Origin of the sequence: Shewanella pneumatophori (assembly GCF_023283895.1) — a bacterium.
In the GTDB taxonomy this organism is placed as follows: domain Bacteria; phylum Pseudomonadota; class Gammaproteobacteria; order Enterobacterales; family Shewanellaceae; genus Shewanella; species Shewanella pneumatophori.
The window spans coordinates 149,167-169,405 of the sequence record NZ_JAKILB010000005.1 but is presented as its reverse complement, the minus strand read 5'-3'; the positions used below and the strand labels follow the sequence as shown (position 1 = coordinate 169,405).

20 protein-coding genes and 1 pseudogene are annotated in these 20,239 nt (G+C 43.3%); 8 read left to right on the top strand and 13 right to left on the bottom strand.

The window, feature by feature from the left end; translation table 11 throughout:
• Positions 1 to 23: 23 nt before the first annotated feature.
• From L2740_RS09570 to L2740_RS09525, 10 genes are all read right to left on the bottom strand, one after another.
• Entirely contained in the window at positions 24 to 533 is a 510-nt protein-coding gene (locus L2740_RS09570; RefSeq protein WP_248949911.1) for a DUF2878 domain-containing protein, read from the bottom strand.
• A gap of 37 nt (positions 534 to 570) precedes the next feature.
• On the bottom strand, positions 571 to 1,824 hold the full coding sequence (locus L2740_RS09565) for an SAM-dependent methyltransferase (protein ID WP_248949908.1): 1,254 nt from the start codon (positions 1,822 to 1,824) through the stop codon (positions 571 to 573).
• A complete protein-coding gene (locus L2740_RS09560) occupies positions 1,824 to 2,603 on the bottom strand; it encodes a DUF1365 domain-containing protein (protein ID WP_248949906.1) in 780 nt (259 codons plus the stop codon). Before L2740_RS09560 ends, L2740_RS09565 begins: the two co-directional genes overlap by 1 nt.
• Entirely contained in the window at positions 2,600 to 3,880 is a 1,281-nt protein-coding gene (locus tag L2740_RS09555) for an NAD(P)/FAD-dependent oxidoreductase (RefSeq protein WP_248949903.1), read from the bottom strand. Before L2740_RS09555 ends, L2740_RS09560 begins: the two co-directional genes overlap by 4 nt.
• Complete coding sequence (locus L2740_RS09550) at positions 3,877 to 4,728, bottom strand: SDR family NAD(P)-dependent oxidoreductase (protein WP_248949901.1); 852 nt, start codon at positions 4,726 to 4,728, stop codon at positions 3,877 to 3,879. The genes L2740_RS09555 and L2740_RS09550 overlap by 4 nt, the downstream gene beginning before the upstream one ends.
• The gene (locus tag L2740_RS09545; protein ID WP_248949899.1) at positions 4,728 to 5,210 is read right to left on the bottom strand and encodes a nuclear transport factor 2 family protein; all 483 of its coding nucleotides are present in this window, start codon (positions 5,208 to 5,210) and stop codon (positions 4,728 to 4,730) included. The genes L2740_RS09550 and L2740_RS09545 overlap by 1 nt, the downstream gene beginning before the upstream one ends.
• A complete protein-coding gene (phrB, locus tag L2740_RS09540) occupies positions 5,207 to 6,826 on the bottom strand; it encodes a deoxyribodipyrimidine photo-lyase (protein ID WP_248949898.1) in 1,620 nt (539 codons plus the stop codon). Before phrB ends, L2740_RS09545 begins: the two co-directional genes overlap by 4 nt.
• A complete protein-coding gene (locus tag L2740_RS09535; protein ID WP_248949897.1) occupies positions 6,819 to 7,865 on the bottom strand; it encodes a MerR family transcriptional regulator in 1,047 nt (348 codons plus the stop codon). The genes phrB and L2740_RS09535 overlap by 8 nt, the downstream gene beginning before the upstream one ends.
• Positions 7,866 to 7,941: 76 nt before the next feature.
• Positions 7,942 to 8,898 (bottom strand): YbgA family protein, encoded by a 957-nt coding sequence (locus L2740_RS09530; RefSeq protein ID WP_248949896.1) that lies wholly within the window; start codon positions 8,896 to 8,898, stop codon positions 7,942 to 7,944.
• Between the two features lie 164 nt (positions 8,899 to 9,062).
• Positions 9,063 to 9,980: a polyprenyl-phosphate transporter gene (locus L2740_RS09525; RefSeq protein WP_248949895.1), complete on the bottom strand. Its 918-nt coding sequence runs from the start codon at positions 9,978 to 9,980 to the stop codon at positions 9,063 to 9,065.
• A gap of 252 nt (positions 9,981 to 10,232) precedes the next feature.
• Here L2740_RS09525 and L2740_RS09520 point away from each other — a divergent pair, with 252 nt between their 5' ends.
• The 4 genes from L2740_RS09520 (at position 10,233) to L2740_RS09505 (ending at position 12,423) form a co-directional block, all read left to right on the top strand.
• A complete protein-coding gene (locus L2740_RS09520) occupies positions 10,233 to 10,724 on the top strand; it encodes a hotdog fold domain-containing protein (RefSeq protein WP_248949894.1) in 492 nt (163 codons plus the stop codon).
• A 103-nt stretch (positions 10,725 to 10,827) separates the two neighbouring features.
• Positions 10,828 to 11,121: an ArsR/SmtB family transcription factor gene (locus L2740_RS09515; protein ID WP_248949892.1), complete on the top strand. Its 294-nt coding sequence runs from the start codon at positions 10,828 to 10,830 to the stop codon at positions 11,119 to 11,121.
• A gap of 74 nt (positions 11,122 to 11,195) precedes the next feature.
• Positions 11,196 to 11,885: a DUF1294 domain-containing protein gene (locus L2740_RS09510; RefSeq protein WP_248949890.1), complete on the top strand. Its 690-nt coding sequence runs from the start codon at positions 11,196 to 11,198 to the stop codon at positions 11,883 to 11,885.
• A 67-nt stretch (positions 11,886 to 11,952) separates the two neighbouring features.
• Positions 11,953 to 12,423 carry a BamJ family beta-barrel-assembly machinery protein gene (locus tag L2740_RS09505; RefSeq protein WP_248949888.1) on the top strand — a complete coding sequence of 157 codons (471 nt, stop codon included), beginning with the start codon at positions 11,953 to 11,955 and terminating at the stop codon, positions 12,421 to 12,423.
• Positions 12,424 to 12,556: 133 nt separating this feature from the next.
• Here the strand turns inward: L2740_RS09505 and L2740_RS21460 are convergent.
• From L2740_RS21460 to L2740_RS09495, 3 genes and pseudogenes are all read right to left on the bottom strand, one after another.
• A pseudogene (locus L2740_RS21460) lies at positions 12,557 to 12,682 on the bottom strand (aminopeptidase P family protein); the annotation flags it as partial.
• A 39-nt stretch (positions 12,683 to 12,721) separates the two neighbouring features.
• Complete coding sequence (locus L2740_RS09500) at positions 12,722 to 13,939, bottom strand: M24 family metallopeptidase (protein WP_248949887.1); 1,218 nt, start codon at positions 13,937 to 13,939, stop codon at positions 12,722 to 12,724.
• A gap of 336 nt (positions 13,940 to 14,275) precedes the next feature.
• Entirely contained in the window at positions 14,276 to 15,046 is a 771-nt protein-coding gene (locus L2740_RS09495; RefSeq protein ID WP_248949885.1) for an ROK family protein, read from the bottom strand.
• Positions 15,047 to 15,346: 300 nt separating this feature from the next.
• Here L2740_RS09495 and L2740_RS09490 point away from each other — a divergent pair, with 300 nt between their 5' ends.
• From L2740_RS09490 to L2740_RS09475, 4 genes are all read left to right on the top strand, one after another.
• Positions 15,347 to 17,134: an aminopeptidase P family protein gene (locus tag L2740_RS09490; RefSeq protein WP_248949884.1), complete on the top strand. Its 1,788-nt coding sequence runs from the start codon at positions 15,347 to 15,349 to the stop codon at positions 17,132 to 17,134.
• Between the two features lie 217 nt (positions 17,135 to 17,351).
• Positions 17,352 to 18,650, top strand: a complete 1,299-nt coding sequence (locus tag L2740_RS09485) for a DEAD/DEAH box helicase (RefSeq protein ID WP_248469034.1) — start codon at positions 17,352 to 17,354, stop codon at positions 18,648 to 18,650.
• Positions 18,651 to 18,804: 154 nt separating this feature from the next.
• Positions 18,805 to 19,449 carry a peroxiredoxin-like family protein gene (locus tag L2740_RS09480; protein WP_248949882.1) on the top strand — a complete coding sequence of 215 codons (645 nt, stop codon included), beginning with the start codon at positions 18,805 to 18,807 and terminating at the stop codon, positions 19,447 to 19,449.
• A gap of 119 nt (positions 19,450 to 19,568) precedes the next feature.
• Entirely contained in the window at positions 19,569 to 20,213 is a 645-nt protein-coding gene (locus L2740_RS09475; RefSeq protein ID WP_248949881.1) for a DUF2913 family protein, read from the top strand.
• Positions 20,214 to 20,239: the final 26 nt, after the last annotated feature.

Here is a 20,239-nt window from a genome sequence, read left to right as displayed (position 1 = left end):
ATTTAATCCCTATCTCAGTTAGCTTATGGTTGTGGCCGACTGACATTAACAAACATAGGGAACATTACGAGCCAAACAGAAAACAGGATCAGCGCGCTATAGAATAATTCTAGTGGCAAAATCATCGCCTCAAGACGCGCTCCTGCTAAATAACTTAAACAGCCGAATACGCCACCTAGTAACGCGTTAAGTTGCCAATTTAACTTTTGGGTGAACATCAAGCTATAGCGTAATGAAATGGCAAAGTGACACCAGATCAACAGTAGCCAAATTGGGAACTGCTGAAACTGAAACACACCAGTAAGCGTCAAAGCACAATCAAATACGAAACCAAAGCCTGCGACTTTGAGCATTAGCTTTAGATCTTGCAAAGGGTTTGCTGATAAATAAAAGTGCAATAGCAGCAACGGCACGGTTAACCAAAGGGCAGAGTTTTGATACAAGATAGATAACCACCACACGCCTTGAAACATGACGAGATTAATCATGTTTAGGTGCAGTGGCTTAAGCTTAGCAGTGGAGCTCATCAACATATCAAATGCCCTTTAATCTATGCGAAATAAATACAGACTAAAGACTCGTATTAGCCGCTACACGATATTGTGGTCTAACCGCGACTAGATGTACGGTACTGGTGGTTCTTTCTAAAAAACCGCCCTCACAGTAACTTAAGTAAAACTTCCACATACGGATAAAGTCGTCGCCATAACCTAAGCGTTTAATTTGCGGTAATGCGGCATCAAAATTGTCGTGCCAATCTTTAAGGGTTTTAGCGTAATCTAACCCCATATCATCAATCGACCATGTCACAAAATCGGTATGCTTAGTTAGCTCATTTGTCATACGCGTCACCGACGGTAAACAGCCACCAGGGAAAATGTAGCGCTGAATAAAGTCTGCCCCTTTGCGATAACTGTCATAGCGCTGATCTGCGATGGTAATCGCTTGAATTAGTAAGCGACCATTAGGCTTAAGCACACTTTGCAGCTTTTTAAAGAATCCCGGCAGATATTCGTGACCCACCGCTTCAATCATTTCAATCGATACCACGCGGTCATACTCTCCGCTTAAGATACGATAATCGTCTTTCAGCAGCGTGACCGAGTCTTGCAAGCCTTCTTGCTCAACCCGCTTTTTGGCGTATTCATACTGAGCATCAGAGATAGTGGTGGTAGTAACCTTTACTCCGTAATGCTTAGCCGCGTATATCGCCAATGCTCCCCAGCCCGTACCGACCTCTAAAAGGCTTTGACCTGGGGTTAAATCTAATCGCTCACAAATGGTTTTTAGTTTGTGTTGCTGGGCTTCATCAAGGGTTGCGCCACTATGAGGATACAGCGCACTTGAATAAAGCATTTCTTTATCTAAAAACTGCTCATACATTTTATTGCCCAAATCATAGTGGGCTAAAATATTACGCTTGGAACCAGCCTCAGTGTTGCGATTGAATAAGTGCGAAAGCCTGGCAAATGGCGCCGTTATCCAAGACAGTTTTTGCTCCAGTTTATCCAGTAGTGGTAAGTTTCTCGCAAACAGCTGCACCACTTTGGTTAAGTCAGGGCTTGACCAGTGAGCCTGAATAAATGCTTCGCCGGCACCAATGGAGCCAGACAATAAAACCTGACGATAAAAACGCGGATTAAGCACCATTATCGTTGCATGTAAGTCTGAGGTTTTGTGGCCAAACTCATAGCTTTTGTCGCCATCAATCAAGCATAAATGCCCTTCCGTTAACCCTGGCAGCACACCTAATAACAGCTTTCTTGCTAGGCTATCAGGCAAACGCTCAGCAGCCAGATTATGTTTTGTGGTTATATCTTCCATTATATTTTCTCCGCTGGCTTTCCAGGGTGCCCAATAAAGGGCACGCGTTTGATAAATAGCTTTAATGCTTGCCAATAAATTCCTTGGACAATTCTTAACGTCATAAAAGGAAAACTGATTAACATGGCTCGCAAATTTTTAGCACTCATTTGTTGTTTATCGAGACACAAATTAGCGTCGAACAGCTTTTTCTCGCTGCGATTTTCAATACCCACTCTGACCTTGTCTGCAGGAGGCATGACTCGCCAGATATATTTCATATTCAAGTCCATAAAGGGTGAAACATGAAACGCCTTATCCGTTGGCTGAGTGTTTTCAAGATCGATTAAGTAATAATGACGCTCATTCCATGGCGTATTACTCACCTCAGCAAGCAGGTATTTTGCATCGTCGTCTTGGTAACAAAAAAAACAATTTATCGGGCTAAAATAGATCCCAAAATGGCGAACTTGACCGACAAACACCACGCGATTACAAGTTGTTTTGGCGCCTAACTGCTGCGCCTTAGCTAATACCCGCGCTTTCAAGTCATCCTTTAGTGGGTCAATACCTGTCTGCTTAGATAAGTAGTCCGTTTGCTTGAATCTTAGCGGCGCCACCCGCTTAGATGAAAACACTCGGCTTACACTTTCTAGCCTTTCTAACTCATCTAAATCTATGCCTAACATCGCCATGGAATAGTTAAAAGCATGCTGGCTAGGCTGATACCGTTTGTGTGCTACGTTGCCGATATAAACACCGCTAACAAACTCATCATTAATTAATGAATGGCTACTCATAAGCGCATTCCAAATGCTTCACAAACGTCAAAAGCACTGTGCACACCATCTTCATGAAAGCCGTTGTACCAATAAGCGCCAGCAAAATGGGTATGGTTTACACCTGAAATTAAATCGCGCTGCGACTGAGCCAGCATACTGTCTTCATTAAAAACCGGATGCGCATAATTAAAAGTACGTAATACTTTGCTAGATGAGATCAACTCAGATTGATTTAATGTCACACAAAATGTTGGAGCTCCCTCAGGCAAGCGCTGCAAAATATTCATGTTGTAGGTAACTGAAGCTTGCTTTTTAGTGTCACCATCTAAGCGATAATTCCAGCTAGCCCATGCAGCTTGGCGCTTGGGCATCAAGTTCTCATCTGTGTGTAATACAACTTCATTATTTTGATAAGCCAGTTTACTCAGTACCTGTTGCTCTTTTGCTGATGAATCTTGCAACATCGCAAGCGCTTGGTCGCTATGGCAAGCTAGTACCACTTCATCGAACTCTTGCCACTCACCGCCATTCACTTGCAGTTGCACAGCATCGTTTTCGCGCTTGATTGCAGTCACCGGGCTATTTAATTGAATAGCATCTTTAAAAGGCGCTATTAAATCGGGAATGTAGCTGCGAGAGCCACCTTGTAACACGTACCACTGTGGCCTATCAGCAATATTTAACAGGCCGTGGTTTTGGAAAAACTGAATAAAGAAGCGTAAAGAAAAAGCGCGCATATCATCGATACTTGAAGACCAAATAGCAGCCCCCATAGGCAAGATGTAGTGCTGGCTAAAAAAGTCACTAAAACCTTTGCGGTCGAGTAGTTCACCTAAGGTTTGAAACTGGTAGTTGTCATCGGCAAAAGCTTGTTTACACATCTTATTAAAGCGCAAAATCTCTAAGATAAATGACCAAAACTTGGGTCTAAAAATATTACGCTTTTGTGCAAACAAGCTAGATACGGTATTGCCATTGTATTCAAGCCCCGTGTTGGCATTGTGCACACTAAAGCTCATCTCTGTAGCTAATGATTTAACATTAAGCCGCGCCAGTAACTGCTCAAATCGTGGATAAGTTCGGTCATTAAATACAATAAAGCCGGTATCAATGGCATAGTCTTTACCATCAACTTCAACATCTACAGTAGCAGTATGTCCGCCGATATAGTCGTTTGCTTCAAACACCGTGACGTCGTGCTTTTGCGACAAAATATGCCCACAAGTCAGCCCTGAGATCCCTGTGCCTACAATTGCAATTCGTTTAGATTGTTTGTTGTTTTCGACGATATTCATTGAGACACCTTCTTAGCTTCTTCTGGCTTATTTTTTAGATGATTATCTGTAGTTTCTACAGTTGGTGGACTTGCTTTGTTATCGCTGTGCACTGGTAAATCGGCAGCTGTATCAGCTGGGGTTGTTTGGTTTATCCGCTCCCACAAACTGCGAGGTAGTAGTGAGATAAACTTAAGTAGCAAAGTAAAACGTTTAGGAAAGTGGATCTCTCTAACACCTTTTGATAACCCGTGGCGAATGGCGACTGATGCCTGCTCGCTGGTTTGCTGCATCGGCATAGCAAAATCGTTTTTGTCAGTGAGCGGCGTTTTCACAAAACCAGGGCAAATAACACTGACACCAATATTGTGCGGCTTAAGGTCGATAGCCAAACTACTTGCTAGATATTGCACTCCCGCTTTCGAGGCGCCATAAGCTTCGGCTCTAGAAAATGGTAAATAAACTGCACTTGAGCCCATTAACCCTAAACGACCGCCGGACTTGATCAGCGGTATAAAGGCGCCTAAGCAATAGCCCATGGCAATGAGGTTAGTGCGGATAACTCGCTCAAATAGTTCAGCATCAAATTGATGTGCATCGTCTATGTACTCGCAGCTTCCAGCATTTAAGATCACCAAATCGAATCCATCAAAACCACGAGCAATTAATGATTGAGCTTGCGCTTTTACTGCTGCATTGTCCGTAATATCAAACACCAAAGCCTTAGCACCGCTGATTTGCGACAAAGCCTGCTGATTACGACCACAGGCATAAACCAGCCAACCTTCAGCAAGGTAGTCCTTGGCCAGTTGCAAGCCAATTCCTGAGCTCGCACCAGTGACGAGTACTTTCTTGATACTTGTAGTCATTATGAGGCCCTAGCTTTAATTAACTTAACTAGACGGCCTACTAATGGAATGTGTTCATACAACATGCTGCCAAGGTCAAAAAAGTCTTGATGCTGATAGATTTTGTCACCAAGCGACAATACGCTGACACCATCAAGACTAATGGGCTGTGCGCCGTTAAGCTTTGCGTGAGTGAAGGTCATAGTCCATTTTAATGTCGCCGCACCTTGGGCATGGATAACCTGGTGAATATCGAAATTGATTGAGCCAACATTCGCGTAAAGATTGGCGAAGTAATTTGTCAGCGCGCTGAGCCCATATACCTGATGCAATGGATCGCTAAACTCAATATCATCACTGTAAACTTGCCCTAAAAGATGTAAATTATCTTTATTCAGTTGCTGGTATAAACCAACAAAACGCTCAATCAACGCTTGCTCTGCCGCTAAAGCATCGCCGTAGACTGGCATTTCAGCTGTTAACACATCAACATTCGCTGTCATCCAAAAATCTCCTTATCTAAATCCAATTCTGTATCAGTCAATTTTGTAAACTTTGCAGAACTTGTGGATTGGGCAGCAACTGCTTGGTGCGTATTAGCTGAGCCGCGTTTCATTACTGACAATTGGCTGATGGCTCTAGTACGGGCAAACTTATGATCAACTATAGGCGAAAAATAGCACTCATTGTCGAAAAGTTGTGCCTGATTAGGTATTTTAAGTTTATGAATTAACTTCAAATCTACACCATCAAGCTCTGGTAAATACTTACGGATAAATGCACCAGTGGGATCAAATTTTTCACACTGCGAAATTGGATTAAACACTCGAAAATAAGGCTGGGCGTCGCAACCAGTTCCGGCCGACCATTGCCAACCGCCATTGTTAGCAGCTAAGTCACCATCGATAAGCTTTTGCTTGAAATAGCGCTCACCCCAACGCCAATCGATTAACAAATGTTTAGTTAAAAAGCTGGCGGTTACCATACGTAATCGATTGTGCATCCAGCCAGTCTGGTTAAGTTGTCGCATGGCCGCATCAACCAATGGATAACCAGTACGCCCTTCACACCAAGCTTGAAACTCTTGTGGGTTATTGCGCCAATCAATATTATTAGCTAAAAGGTTAAAGTTACCGTTTTTAGATAACCTTGGAAAAGCCACCAGCAAATGACGATAAAACTCCCGCCAAATGATCTCGTTTAGCCAACAACGCCCGGGGCTATCATCATTTACCAGTGCGTCAGGAAAATATGCTAAAAGTGTTTGCAAGCACTGCGCCGGACTCAATATACCGATAGCTAAATAGGCAGAGATCCGGCTCGTGCCCTCAATCGCAGGAAAATCTCGCGAGGCTTGATAATCATGCATTTTATCCTTTGCAAACTGACGCAGCTTTTGATGTGCAGCCTCTTCACCAACCTGCCACTCATTGCTGCAGCGCTTGTTACAACGTAAGTTAATCTCACTTGGCTGCGCTAATGGCGCGGCGATAGCTGCAGGTTTAGCTAACGTTTCAACTTGGTTTTGCTTGGCTATTTCACGCCATTTTTTCGCAAAAGGAGTAAACACCTTGTACATATCGCCTGATAGATTACGAACAGATAACGGCGCTAAATAACAATGCTGATCAAAAAGCGCTAACTCGATCCCTTGAGCAGCAATATTTTCGTCGCGCAGCCTCTCATTACTCTCAGGCTCACTGCTAGCGAACACCTTGTTTATCTGCCAATAATCTAGGTACTGAGCTAATACATCGCCGATCTCTTCAAAGCTCGCCACATGAATAACATCGAGCGGGATCCCAAGCTTGGCCAATTCACTGGCGATAACATTTAGCTGCCTTTCAATAAAATCCAATTGGATCGGCGCAACGTCATGGGCTTGCCATTGTTTCGGTACAGCAAAATAGACTGCCCTAACTGAACCAGCAGACTGCTGAGAATGAACCTGCGACAAATCTGATGATGCATTTGAAGGCTCATTTAAAGACTTGCTGAAAGACACCGATGAGCGGCGTGCATGCTCACAGGCGGCAGCTAACGCCTGATTATCTTGAAGGCGCAAGTCTTGGCGAAACCACATTAGGCTATTGTTAACTTGCTGCGAATACTCAGCCATTGTCATCTCCTTTGAATCCTGCAGTTGAAGCCTGCTTACTTGTATTGAGTAATAATTCTGAAACTGAATAGTGCTCTCGCCCAAGTGTCTGATTAACGGCTTTAGCATATATGCCAGCAAAGGCGATATTTACCGCTTCAGACGCTATCTCTGCAACTTCCCCTGCTGCACTATCCTGGTTTACAAACTGCTGCAGTAATGCCTGAAACTCACGAATATCTGCAATACCAGATTGCACATGAGGCACAATAAATACCTGCTCCACCTTTAGTCTTTGCACCAAAAAATGTAATTGGTTTATCTCGAATACTCTAATTAATCGATGACTAACACCATGTGCACTTAGCTCTGCAGAAATCATTAATGGCGACCATTTATCTGTACGGGCAAGAGCCACCAATAATATGGGCTTTGGCACTACAGAATTATTCGCGCTTTTGTTAACACTTTTACTCGTGTTTTGAATAGAACTCACTTTATCTGTCAGGCGCTTTCTAGCAAAAAAAGCACTGAGCTCATCAAGCAACCACGCCTCAATCACGGGTCCATCAAACCGTTCAACTAACAAAGCTTCTAATCCGCGTAACCATGGCCAATATAGGCTGCTCTTCAACACTGAAAACGGATACAAACTACTAAGCTGATTTAGACTGTCATTTAAGCCCTTAGCATTTAGCTCAAGCGTCAACTGATTAAGTTTACTTATATGCTGTTGCCAAACGCTTGCTTGCTGTTGATCAGATTGAGTTGCATTTGCATCTGCTACAGAGTTGTTTTTCACTCCATCAACTGACTCGTTGCCCAGTAACGGTTTAATCTTGCTGATCGCCACACCTTGATTTAACCAATAAAGGATCTCCTCAATTTGCGCTAAATGGCTACTGCCATATAGTCGATGACCTTTAGGCGTTCGTTTGGGAGTGACAAGGCCAAAGCGTCTTTGCCAAGCTCGCAGTGTTACCGGATTCACGCCTGTACGCTGCGCCGCTTCACCGATAGAAACCCAAGCTTCTGGAGTCAATGTTTTTTCATCAGCCATTTGCCACTCCTCCTATATGTAAACCTATCCAGCCCAACTTCATCAAAATGGCTTCAACCTCGAGCCATCATCACTGTTAATAGGCATAACGCAGCTTGAGCTCCTGAGGATGCGGGTTAAGGTACACTTGGTTCTCAATATAAGGCGTTGGGAACTCGCGCAGGTAATGATTAATCAAGGTCATAGGCACCAAAATTGGTTGCAACCCTTGGTTGTATTTAAGGATTGATTCAGCAAGTTCTGCTTTTTGCGGACTTGATAGGTGCTTTTTGAAATACCCTTGAATGTGCTGCAGTGCACTGGTGTGATTTTTGCGGGTCGCTTTTATCTTTAAGATCTGCATAAAGCCGGTAAAGTAGCTTTCTGCAATCTTTTCTAAGTCGCCGCTCATGTCCGCTAGCAAAGGACCTAATTCGCGATATAATTTAGGGTTGTGAGCCATCAGCATGTATTTGTAGCGAGCATGGAAATCCAAGATGTTACTCTTGGTAAAACCAGACGCTTTTAGCATGTGCCAGTCGTGGTATGCATATACACGAGTAAAGAAGTTCTCACGGATCGGCAAATCGTGTAAGCGCCCCTCTTCTTCAACGGGAAGCAGCGGATAACGCTCCATCAACTTTCTCGCATAAACCCCAATACCAGACTTCCAGCCATTGTTGGTACCATACTTGTATTCAGTTACCCGCTCCATACCGCAAGTCGGCGATTTAGCACAAAGAATGTAGCCGCCTAAAAAGTCTAGTTGCTCTACTTTTTTGTCACTAAAATCATTAAGCTTTTCGGTAACATCAACAGAGCCATCAGCACTTTTGACAAAGATAATATCGCCATCTTTTTCTAAGCGAATAGATTTACGCGGTGCGCCCATACCAATAGCCATTTCAGGACATACAGGCACGTAATCGAAGTGTGGTGCAATTTCTTTACGACAATAACTAGATGCTTTATGCCCGCCATCAAAGCGAACTTTTTCACCTAATAAACATGCACTTATTCCGATTTGGATTTTTTCTGGATTAAATTGGCTCATAGTCATACTCCCTATTTGACTGTTCATTACGCCGCATACTTGTACAAGGATCACTTTTTTGTACAAGTTTTAATTTAATCTTTAATATCTATTTTGTCGCTGTAAATTTAAACAAAAAACGCCAGCTAAATAGCTGGCGTTTTTAAGTAGGAGTATTTTAACTACTAGCGACTTTTATTAGCGAATCGCTCTAAGCCCCACACTAGTAAAATACCAGCAAACATAGCAATAACCGCATAGAGCAGTAACGACGGTTGACCAGTGATCTGCTCATACTGCATTGGCGACAGCACGCGCTCATCTAGCGGCACCATTTCACCTTTTGAATTTTCACGGAAAGTCAGCACTTCTTTCCAAGGCCAAATTTTGCCTAAGGTGCCCAACATTAGACCAGTTAAAAAGACTAACGTTGCATCGTGGTATTTTCTCAGTAGCGCAGAAAGTATATGGCTAAAACATAAAATACCGATAGCGGCACCAGCTGCAAAGGTTGCCATAATACCAAGCTCAAAGTTTTTCACCGCACCAATAACTGGGGTATATAAGCCAAGTAATAGCAATATAAAACTACCTGAAATGCCTGGTAAGATCATTGCTGTAATCGCAATACAGCCACCTAAGAATACATTTAGATAGGTCATCTCAACCGCAATTGGGTTAAGCATAGTAATGCCCCAAGCAAAGATTACGCCTAGTGCAAACAAGACTAGTCGAGCAAAGGTTATACCCTTTACCTGTTTCAGCATATGGATAACTGATATTACGATTAAGCCAAAAAAGAACGACCAAACAGGAATTGGATGCGTGTCGAGCAAATAAGTGATTAACTTGGCAAGCGTCAGAATACTGGTCAAGATGCCACCAAATACACATACTAAAAATGGACCATTGATGTGCATAAAGGCAGCTTTAATGCCTTTTTCTTTAATCACCCCAAATAAAGAAGGATTAATCTTTTTAATGCTCTCAAGTAGTGGGTCTAAAATCCCGGTAATAAATGCAATAGTACCGCCAGATACACCTGGGACCACATCTGCAGCTCCCATCGCCATCCCCTTGAGGTAGGTCTTTAAATAATTCACTTTAATCCTTAATTTACTGAGATGTTTTTTAACGGCCGAAATTATACGTGCCACTCACCGTAAAACGAAATGAAATGCAGTTTAATTTTCTGTACACAGATTAATCGACACTAGCAATTAATGTTAATTCAATGTTAACCTCATCCGACCAGTTGAAGTATTTATCATTAATCTAGTTGTTAGCACGACATAAACTCAAAGCCATAACCGAGATCAAGCACATATAACGCAAATACATAAGGACAAGTAGCGATGAGCCATAACAATACTAATAATAAGCCCACCAAAGTCATGTCACTCTATAATCGTGTTAGCCGCCTGCCCTTTGGTAATAAAATCTTTTCTGTAATGGTCAGCCGAATGGCGCCTTACTTCGGTACAGTTAAACCTATCATTAGTGAATTAAATGTGAACCGCTGTGTTTGCCAAATAAAAAAACGCAAAGCGGTACACAACCACATTCAAACGGTTCATGTTATTGCCATCTGTAATGGTCTTGAAATGGCTATGGGTGTAATGGCTGAAGCTTCTATTCCGCATCATTTACGCTGGATCCCAAAAGGCATGAGTGTCGACTACACCGCAAAAGCAGGAAGTGATATTACCTGCATTGCCGAGGTTAAGCCCGAACAATGGGCACCGGGAGATATGCTCGTCCCCGTTACAGCCTATGACACCAATGGCGTTATCGTGGTACAAGGTACAATTAAACTGTGGATCTCAGAAAAGCCCAGCAAACAGTAAATGCTTTGAGGTAGAATACGCCAGCTGATGCAAATAACACTTGTCGGCTGACGGATTCCTGCTATTATTTCGAATAATACCGAAACATTTTATGAGTAAGCATATGAACACTGAAATTGCAGCAAAAGCCTTAAAGGAATTAGGCCACCCTACTCGCCTAACTTTGTTTAGATGCCTAGTTAAGGCTGGCCGTAAAGGCTTGCCTGTAGGGCATTTGCAAGAGAGCTTGCAGATCCCAAATTCAACATTGTCACATCACTTATCAAGCCTAATGTCTGCCGGCCTCGTTAAGCAGGAGCGTGAAGGGCGAGTATTGCATTGCATTCCGCAATTTGACTGCTTAGATGGGCTTATTCAGTTTTTACAAGAAGAGTGCTGCGCAGAAGAATCTTGCTAAGCACTTTTATCGTCACTAACTAGCAAAATAGCCTGTGTTCCCAAAATCACATTAACGTTAAGCAGAACAACACTATGGCAAAGAATATAGGCCTTATAGAATCGTGGGACGATGCGAAAGGGTTTGGCTTTATTCACTGTGATAGTCAAAAGTCGCGCATCTTTCTGCATATATCGGCGCTTACAAGTAAAAACAATAGGCCACAAATTGGCAGTCATATTGAGTTTGAATTAACTACCGACAAACAAGGTAAACTGCGTGCAGATAAGGCTCGGCTGATAAAGTCTGCTGCAAGCCCAAAGCTTCAGCAAACAAGTTCTGCAAAAAGCCGCGCGACACGCAAGATGTCAGCCAAAAAGTCTCAGAAAATAAACACTAAATCTAATCCTGCGCCATTGCTATTTGCCACAGCATTTATTGGTTTGCTCGCTATCGGTTATCTACACCAGATTTTACCGCTCTGGCCACTGGTTTATTTCGCCAGCATGAGTGTAATTACCTTTTTAACTTATGCGTGGGACAAGCGTGCTGCAAGGCTGCAACATTGGCGCGTGAGTGAAGCCAAGCTGCAGCTTTTTAGTTTACTCGGTGGCTGGCCTGGTGCTTTATACGCTCAGCAATGGCTAAGGCATAAATCAGCAAAGGGACGATTTAAACTAGTCCTGTGGTTCGCAATCATAGGTAATTTAGGGCTGATTTACCTTATTGAACGCTACATACTCAACTATGTCGTGCAAGCGACAACTAACTGGCCGGCATTTTAACCTAGATTTACCTCTTGAGAGGGATTGGTTATGATTGGCGGCCTAATCAAAATAAAGTGATTTTAAAATGAAAATGATTTTAGCTGTTGTCGTCATCGCATGTGTTATTTTTTACTTCTTTACTTCGATGAACAACCAAAAAGCAGCCAAAGAAAATATTGAAATTGGCCGCGTTTTTTTAGCGGAGAACAAACAGAAACAAGGTGTGATGACCACTGCATCAGGCCTGCAATACCAAGTGCTAGAAGCGGGTACTGGCACTGTGCATCCTAAAGCAAGCGACACTGTAACGGTTCATTACCACGGCACGCTAATTGATGGCACTGTATTTGACAGCTCAGTAGAGCGCGGCGAGCCAATTGCATTTCCGCTTAATCGGGTAATTAAAGGCTGGACTGAAGGTGTACAACTCATGGTTGTTGGTGAGAAAACTCGTTTCTTTATTCCAAGCGAGCTTGCATACGGCAACCGCAGTGCTGGAAAGATCGGTGGCGGCTCAACGCTAATTTTTGATGTCGAGTTAATCAGTATCGACTAACACCAATTGGTTATTTCCCCTTTAAAAAAAAAGCCCAAATGAATAATCATTCGGGCTTTTTTGTTGTATGCAACAAACATTTATCTAGTTCAGCCTCGTTACTAATAACGAGGCAAACAACTATTCATTTTGATTACGCTTCGTAACCAAATGGATCATCGATTGAGTGCGCTGGCTTAGTGAACCACACAGGGCCTGTTTCAGTCATATAGAAATGATCTTCATGGCGTACACCAAACTCGCCTGGTACACACAGCAATTGATGCCTCGTGACTTAATACAAGGCATCGCACTTTAGCTAAGCTTCGTAACCAAATGGATCATCGATTGAGTGCGCTGGCTTAGTAAACCACACAGGGCCTGTTTCAGTCATATAGAAATGATCTTCATGGCGTACACCAAACTCGCCTGGTACACACAGCATTGGCTCGTTACTAAAACACATACCCGCTTCTAATGGCGTGTGATCGTTCAAAACTAAGTATGGCCATTCGTGGATATCAAGGCCGACACCATGACCTGTACGATGCGGCAGACCTGGTACATCATAACCAGGGCCGAAACCAGCAGCTTCAAGCACATCGCGAGCTGCGCGATCAACACTGGCACACGTAGCGCCAATTTGAGCCGCTTCAAAACCTGCTATTTGCGATGCTTGCTCAAATTGCCATAACTCACGTTGACGTGGGCTTGGTTCGCCAAATACATAGGTACGGGTAATATCTGAGTTATAACCGTGTAACTGACAACCCGTATCAATCAATACCGTGTCATTTAGTTCTAACGCTTTTGGTGACTTAACCCCGTGCGGGTACGCACTGTCTTCACCAAAAAGAACGATACAAAAATATGAGCCAGCAGGAATGCCCACTTTAATATGAGCAGCATTGATAAAGGCTTCAACTTCGCTAGTCGTGATACCTTCACGCAAAATACGCGCTACCGCTTTATGCACTTCCATCGTCATATCTTTAGCGCGTTGTAATAAACTTAGCTCTACTGCAGACTTAATCATGCGGCAACCAGCGGTCACAGGCTTAGCGTTAACGTAGTTATATTGTGGATGCGCTTGACGCACACCATCAAAGATAAAGAAAGCAGCAGATTCATCGATGCCGATATCACCCGATACAATTCCCATATTGGCTAATACATTGCCAAATAGCGCGAATGGACTTTCATCTTCTTGCCAAGTATTAACTTTACCGCCAATAACCATGTAACCATTAAGTGTATCTACCTCAAACGCTGGTGCGATATATTCAACATCGCCTGTGGCAGGTAAAATTGCACCAACCATGCGCTCGCTAGCATACCAGCGCGTGCCAGTGTAATAGTAAAGGTTGGTGCCCGCATTAAGGTAAATCGCAGCAATCCCTTGCTCACTCATAATGGCTTGTGCCTTGGCGATTCGAGCTTGGTACTCTTCACGACTAATTGGATCTGCACCTTGAGTCATGTCAGTTAATTTTGCTAATTCCAGCTCTGCGGTTGAACCGCCAACACCTATGGTCATATCTGTACCTTTCAAATTTGATTATTTATATTGTCATGCTGCGCAACGAAAAGATCGTGGCAGTAAGCGCCATATTTGTAATGGCTCATGGTATGCCACACTTTCTAGCATAAAATATACAATCAGTCAGTAACTAATCAGGCAAAGTGCAAATAATTGTCGTTCAGATATGAGAAAGAGCTGAGCAAAAAGAGGATTCTACAGGCGATAAATTAGCAAATGAACTATAGAATGAAGCCTGAGCATAAACTGTGATTTTACTAGCGCGGAAATTAAAAAAGAGCAATATTCTCAATGAAGCTTGCTCTTTAAATGGAATAAAGCTAACGCCAAAAATTACTTATTTAGCATTACTTTAAGGCCGCGACACACCATGGTTTCACGGTCATCGACACGGTTAATCTTTACCTTTGCCACCGGAATAGGTAGCGCCATCTCTTTAATTGCAGCAACGCACGCTTGGTAATAATGCGGGTTATCCATCAAACTACCAGCTAAGTATATATGTGATGGGTTAAACAGATTAACTACCCAAGCTAAGCTTTGACCTATGTAACTACCTGCTCGAGCAATATCTTCACTGCGAGTCCAGTTACGACGCTTTATCGCAGCGCCACTGGCGAGTTGTTCAAGGCTAAACTCACCAGATTCAGTCATCATACGGCAATGACCTAGCTCGCCCGCCATACCCGATGCGCCAGTAAAAGGCATGCCGTTTACGGCAATAGACATACCGATCCCCATATCGCACATAACCAGTAGTTCACAGTCTTGCTTATTGTCCATTAACGCTTGTAAACCGGCATCACTGTCATTAGCAATGATAACCCGTTTAGCTTTTGTAAATAGATCATCGGCACTCAAGCCTTTAAGGCCTGGTAAAGACTGACACGAAACCAACTGCTGCGCCTGTACTAGCCCCGGTACCGCTATGCCTAACCCGTAATCATCTAGGCCGTAGTCTTGTTCTAACTCAGCGATTTGCGTATTTAAACTGTTAATATTAAATCCGTCTGTTATCGCTATTTTATATTGCTCTACTCGCCCTTGTGTTTCTATTTCGAATAAGGCTTTTGAACCACTGATATCGATTGTTAATGTTTGCACTTAGCACTCCCATGAGCATGGTTACACCACGACTAATCGCATCCTAACGACAAACAAAATACTAACATAATAGAGACTTACACCATATACTTGCCTAAATATTAACTCAGCCAAAATTGCGCAAAACTGTAAACAAATCGATTAACCGACAGCTAAAAACTAACTAACTCTGGTGTTAATCCTTTGCGGTAGCTGCCATGAAGTGACCATTTATGCTAATCTCCGCCCTAAATTCGTACAAAAATAAATAGCTTTAAGCTCAGTGAATATCCTAGCTTGTGCGCTAATAATGGAGTTTGAATGTCAAATACAATTGCAGAACGCCTAAATGCCATTCGCAGTGAAATGGCCAAATTAAACCTAGACGCATTTATTATTCCTCGCGCTGATGAATATCTAGGTGAGTATGTGCCTGAGCACAATGAACGCATGCTTTGGGCAAGTGGATTTACAGGATCTGCTGGTAACATTATCGTGTTAAAGCAAAGCGCCGCTATTTTTGTTGATGGTCGTTACACAGTACAAGTGCGTCAGCAAGTTGATGGCAGCTTATTTGAATACTTAAGCCTATATGACACCCCACAAGCGCAGTGGTTAATTGACAATCTGGCTGCCAATGCAAATGTTGGCTTTGATGCTCGCTTACATACTTTAGCTTGGTTTACTCAAACTCAAGCTGATCTAGCTAAAGCACAAATCAACCTCACTCAAGTTGCTCATAATCCCGTTGATGTGAACTGGAGTGACAGACCTGCACCCACATCAGATCCAATCATGCTGTTTAGCGAACAAAGTGCGGGCAGAAGCAGCCTAGATAAACGCACCGCAATTGGTGCAGACGTCAGAGCTCAAGGGGCTGATGTTGCGATTATTTCTGCATTAGATTCATTTTGCTGGCTACTGAATATTCGCGGTAAAGATATCCCATGCTTACCTGTGGTACTTGGCACCGCTTTATTACATGCCAATGGCGATATGGTGCTATTTACTGACACCAATAAACTGCCTGAAAATATTAACGACCATGTTGGTACCGGCGTTAGTTTTAAAAGTGAAGCAGATTTAGCTGCAGAGCTTGCCAAATTAGAAGGCCAAAAAGTGCTTGCTAGCCCTGAGAGCTGCAACGCATGGCTTCAACTTACCGCTAAAGCGGCTGGCGCACAGTTAATCGCAGGCAATGATCCGGTAGCACTGCCAAAAGCCCAGAAAAATGCAGCTGAACTTGCCGGTATGAAAGCCTGTCATATTCGTGATGGTGTGGCAGTCAGTCGTTTCCTTGCTTGGCTAGATCGCGAAGTCGCAGCAAACCGCCTTTACGATGAAGCTGTACTTGCCGAGAAGCTTGAAAGCTTCCGTTTAAGCGACCCAATGTATCAAGAGCCTAGCTTCGATACTATTTCTGCAACTGGCGGCAACGCGGCTATGTGTCACTACAACCACAATAATGGCACTCCAGCACAAATGCAGATGAACAGCATCTACCTTGTCGATTCTGGCGCGCAGTATTTAGACGGCACAACCGATGTTACTCGCACTATCGCTATTGGTGATGTCACTGCCGAGCAGAGAAAAATGGTCACCTTAGTATTAAAAGGCCATATTGCTATCGACCAAGCTAAATTCCCTAAAGGCACTAGCGGTATGCAGCTCGATGCATTTGCCCGCCAATACCTATGGCAACACGGTTATGATTTTGACCATGGCACAGGCCACGGTGTCGGTCATTACCTCAGCGTGCATGAAGGCCCACAAGGTATCGCCAAAGGCCGCTCAAATGTACCTTTGTTAGATGGCATGGTGTTGTCTAACGAGCCTGGCTACTACCGCGCTGAAGAGTTTGGTATTCGCCTAGAAAACTTAATTGCCGTACGCCCATGTGAAGCGCTGGCTAATATCGAACGTGAAATGTTTGAGTTTGAGGCATTGACCTTTATCCCAATGGATGCTCGTTTAATCGATAAACAGTATCTAACCGAGTCAGAAGTTAATTGGTTTAACCAATATCATCAGCAAGTTAAAGACAAACTAACGCCGTTTATGCAAGGTGAAGATTTAGACTGGCTGAATAAAGTGACGGCGGCGATTTAATTTACCAGCGCCCACTTTACGATTGGCAGTAAATCATAGCAGCGCTCAAGCGCTGCTTTTTTATTTAGCTTCGTACTAATTATTGTATAAGTACAGGTTTTAATCTAATACCCGTCAGTAGAAAAGTTTGCTATACTCCGCGGCCGCCATTTTATGGCTTAAAAAATGCTAGCCTACCTGTTAGTAATTGAATTGTTGAACATAGGACTCCTCAATCATGAGATTTGAATCATTTAGTTTTGCTCCTGAGATTTTGCGTGCAATCTCTGAATGTGGTTATGAAAAAATGACACCAATTCAGCAGCAAGCGATTCCAGCCGTTCGTCGCGGCCAAGATGTACTTGCTAGCGCACAAACAGGTACAGGTAAAACAGCTGCATTTGCACTGCCTATTTTGCAAAAGATGCTTGATAACCCAAGCACAACCGGCCGCTCAAACGCGCGCGCGTTAATCTTAACGCCGACCCGAGAATTGGCGGCGCAAATTGCCGACAACGTAAATGACTACGCTAAGTACTTAGATATGAAAGTCGTTACTATTTTTGGCGGCGTTAAAATGGATAGCCAGGCAACTAAGCTAAAGCGCGGCGCAGATATTATTATCGCCACGCCAGGCCGTTTGCTAGAGCACCTTACTGCCTGCAACCTAAGTCTATCGAACGTAGATTTTCTGGTATTAGACGAAGCTGACCGTATGTTAGATATGGGCTTTAGCGCTGATATCCAAAAGATTTTACAAGCAGTAAATAAAAAGCGTCAGAACCTATTGTTCTCGGCAACCTTCTCATCGGCAGTTAAGCAACTTGCTAACGAGATGATGGTAAAACCAAGTGTGATTGCAGCAGACAAGCAAAACACTACCGCGATTACTGTTAGCCAAGTGGTTTACCCTGTAGAGCAACGCCGTAAGCGCGAGCTACTGTCAGAGTTAATCGGTAAGAAAAACTGGCGCCAAGTGCTAGTGTTTACCGCTACTCGCGATGCTGCAGACAAGCTTGAAAAAGAGCTAAACCTAGATGGTATCCCGACTGCCGTTGTTCATGGTGAAAAAGCTCAAGGTAGCCGTCGCCGTGCACTACGGGAGTTTAAAGAAGGTAAAATGCGCGTACTTGTGGCGACTGAAGTGGCTGCGCGCGGTCTTGATATTCAAGGCTTGGAATACGTCGTTAACTACGACCTACCTTTCTTAGCTGAAGATTATGTACACCGTATTGGTCGTACTGGCCGTGCTGGTAAGTCAGGCGTCGCAATCTCATTTGTAAGCCGTGAAGAAGAGCGCACTCTTGCTGACATCGAAAAACTAATCGGCCAGCAATTGCGCCGTATTAGCATTCCTGGCTATGAAGTGGGTAGCCGCGATCTATTGATCAAACAGCTACAAAAACGCCGTAGCTTTGCCAAGAAACAGCAGCGTGTAGACAATGCTGGTGCACAGGTAATTGCTGAGAAGAATATGCAAGGTCGCCGCGTTAAAGTTAAAAATGCGTCACCTGCAAAGATTAAGAAGATAAAATAATCGCTGCACGGACACCGAATTATTTTATGAACAAAAAAGGCACCTTTTGGTGCCTTTTTTGTTCATGACGATTATTCCTTATGCAATGAAAGCAATTTGTGGCTTATACGGTCTTGTCAAACACAAGCCCATTTTGCTTTAAAAAGGAATAATAATGCTAAGAAATACCTTTGCCGCTCTGGCCTTAATTATCAGTAGCGTAACGTTAAGCCATAGTGTTAATGCGAAACCCATTGCTACTGATGAGCTCAGCGTTATGCCATTAATGAACGGCCAAACGATCCCATCAGCAAGCTTAAAAGATCTTAACGATCGCACCATTGATATTGCCAAAATCACCCAAGGCAAACCTAGCGTGATCTTTTTCTACCGTGGTGGCTGGTGCCCATTTTGCAATTCACAAATGGGACAACTTAAAGCGATCGAGCCGAAGCTTATTGAAATGGGCTTTCAGCTCATCGGCATATCACCAGATACTCCAGCAAAACTAAAAGAGTCGATGACAGAGCAAGACCTCTCTTACACCTTATTATCTGACGCTAACCTTGATGTCAGTAAAGCATTCGGTTTGGCCTACTTTACCAGTGAAAAAGTCACCAATCGCTACCTAAGTAAAATGAAACTAAAAAACAAGCTTTGGCAAACACCAGAAGGCGAGCAGCGCTTAGTCTTGCCAGTACCTGCTGTATACATCGCTGATGGCAATGGCTTAGTGCATTTTCAATATGTAAATCCCAACTTTAGGGTGCGCCCTGCACCAGAGCTCATCATGACTGCAGCAAGCTTAATTAAACAGTAAAAAACTGCCCGTAAACGACTAAAAACGCGTTTACGGGCTAAGTTAATTTGGTACTTGCCGTACATTAGGTATAATCACTTCGCCGTCATCTTTTATCACTTCCATACGGCGGAGAGCCAATGTCAGATATCACCTATAACCAAGCTGTTTTAGAATTCGCCACTGCAGGTTTAGCAGCACTAACTGAAGCAAGTGCTAAGAGCAGCAGTGTAAGAACTCCAGCAGCAGAGAGCCACTTTCTTTGTAGTTGGATGGTAACAGCTTTAAAGCAACGTACTTTTTCTAAGCTCGTCGCTGACGATTTAACTCTATGGATCCGCCAAGGCCGCAGCATGGGTGCGGGGGCAGAACTAAAGACATTGCTTGAAAAAATCAAAGCGCAATATAGCTATATCAGCGATAAGCAAGCAGGCTTAGGCGCTTCAATAAATAACATGATTGCTGAGCTTGAGTCACAAAAGTGGCTAGTTATTACCGATCAAGAAGTAACTAAAAAGCTTAAACTTGATAGTGATGGCTGTAATAGCTTAATCATCTCAGACGATCAATTTACCCAGCGTATCGTCGGTGATGAGTTAATTAAACCTATCACGGTTTTTGTACGCGCAGATGAAATGCTTTTTGCTAAAATCGCTTACCAACATGATTTGCTGCTAAGCCCCGGTAACAAGAAAGCCTCTTTGATTAAGCACCACAAGGCGTACCAAATTTGGCCTAAAAACTTACAGCCAGCACTGACTATTTTGCTACCGCTAGAAGCATAAAACAGCAAGTAGACAGCTTATGTTAG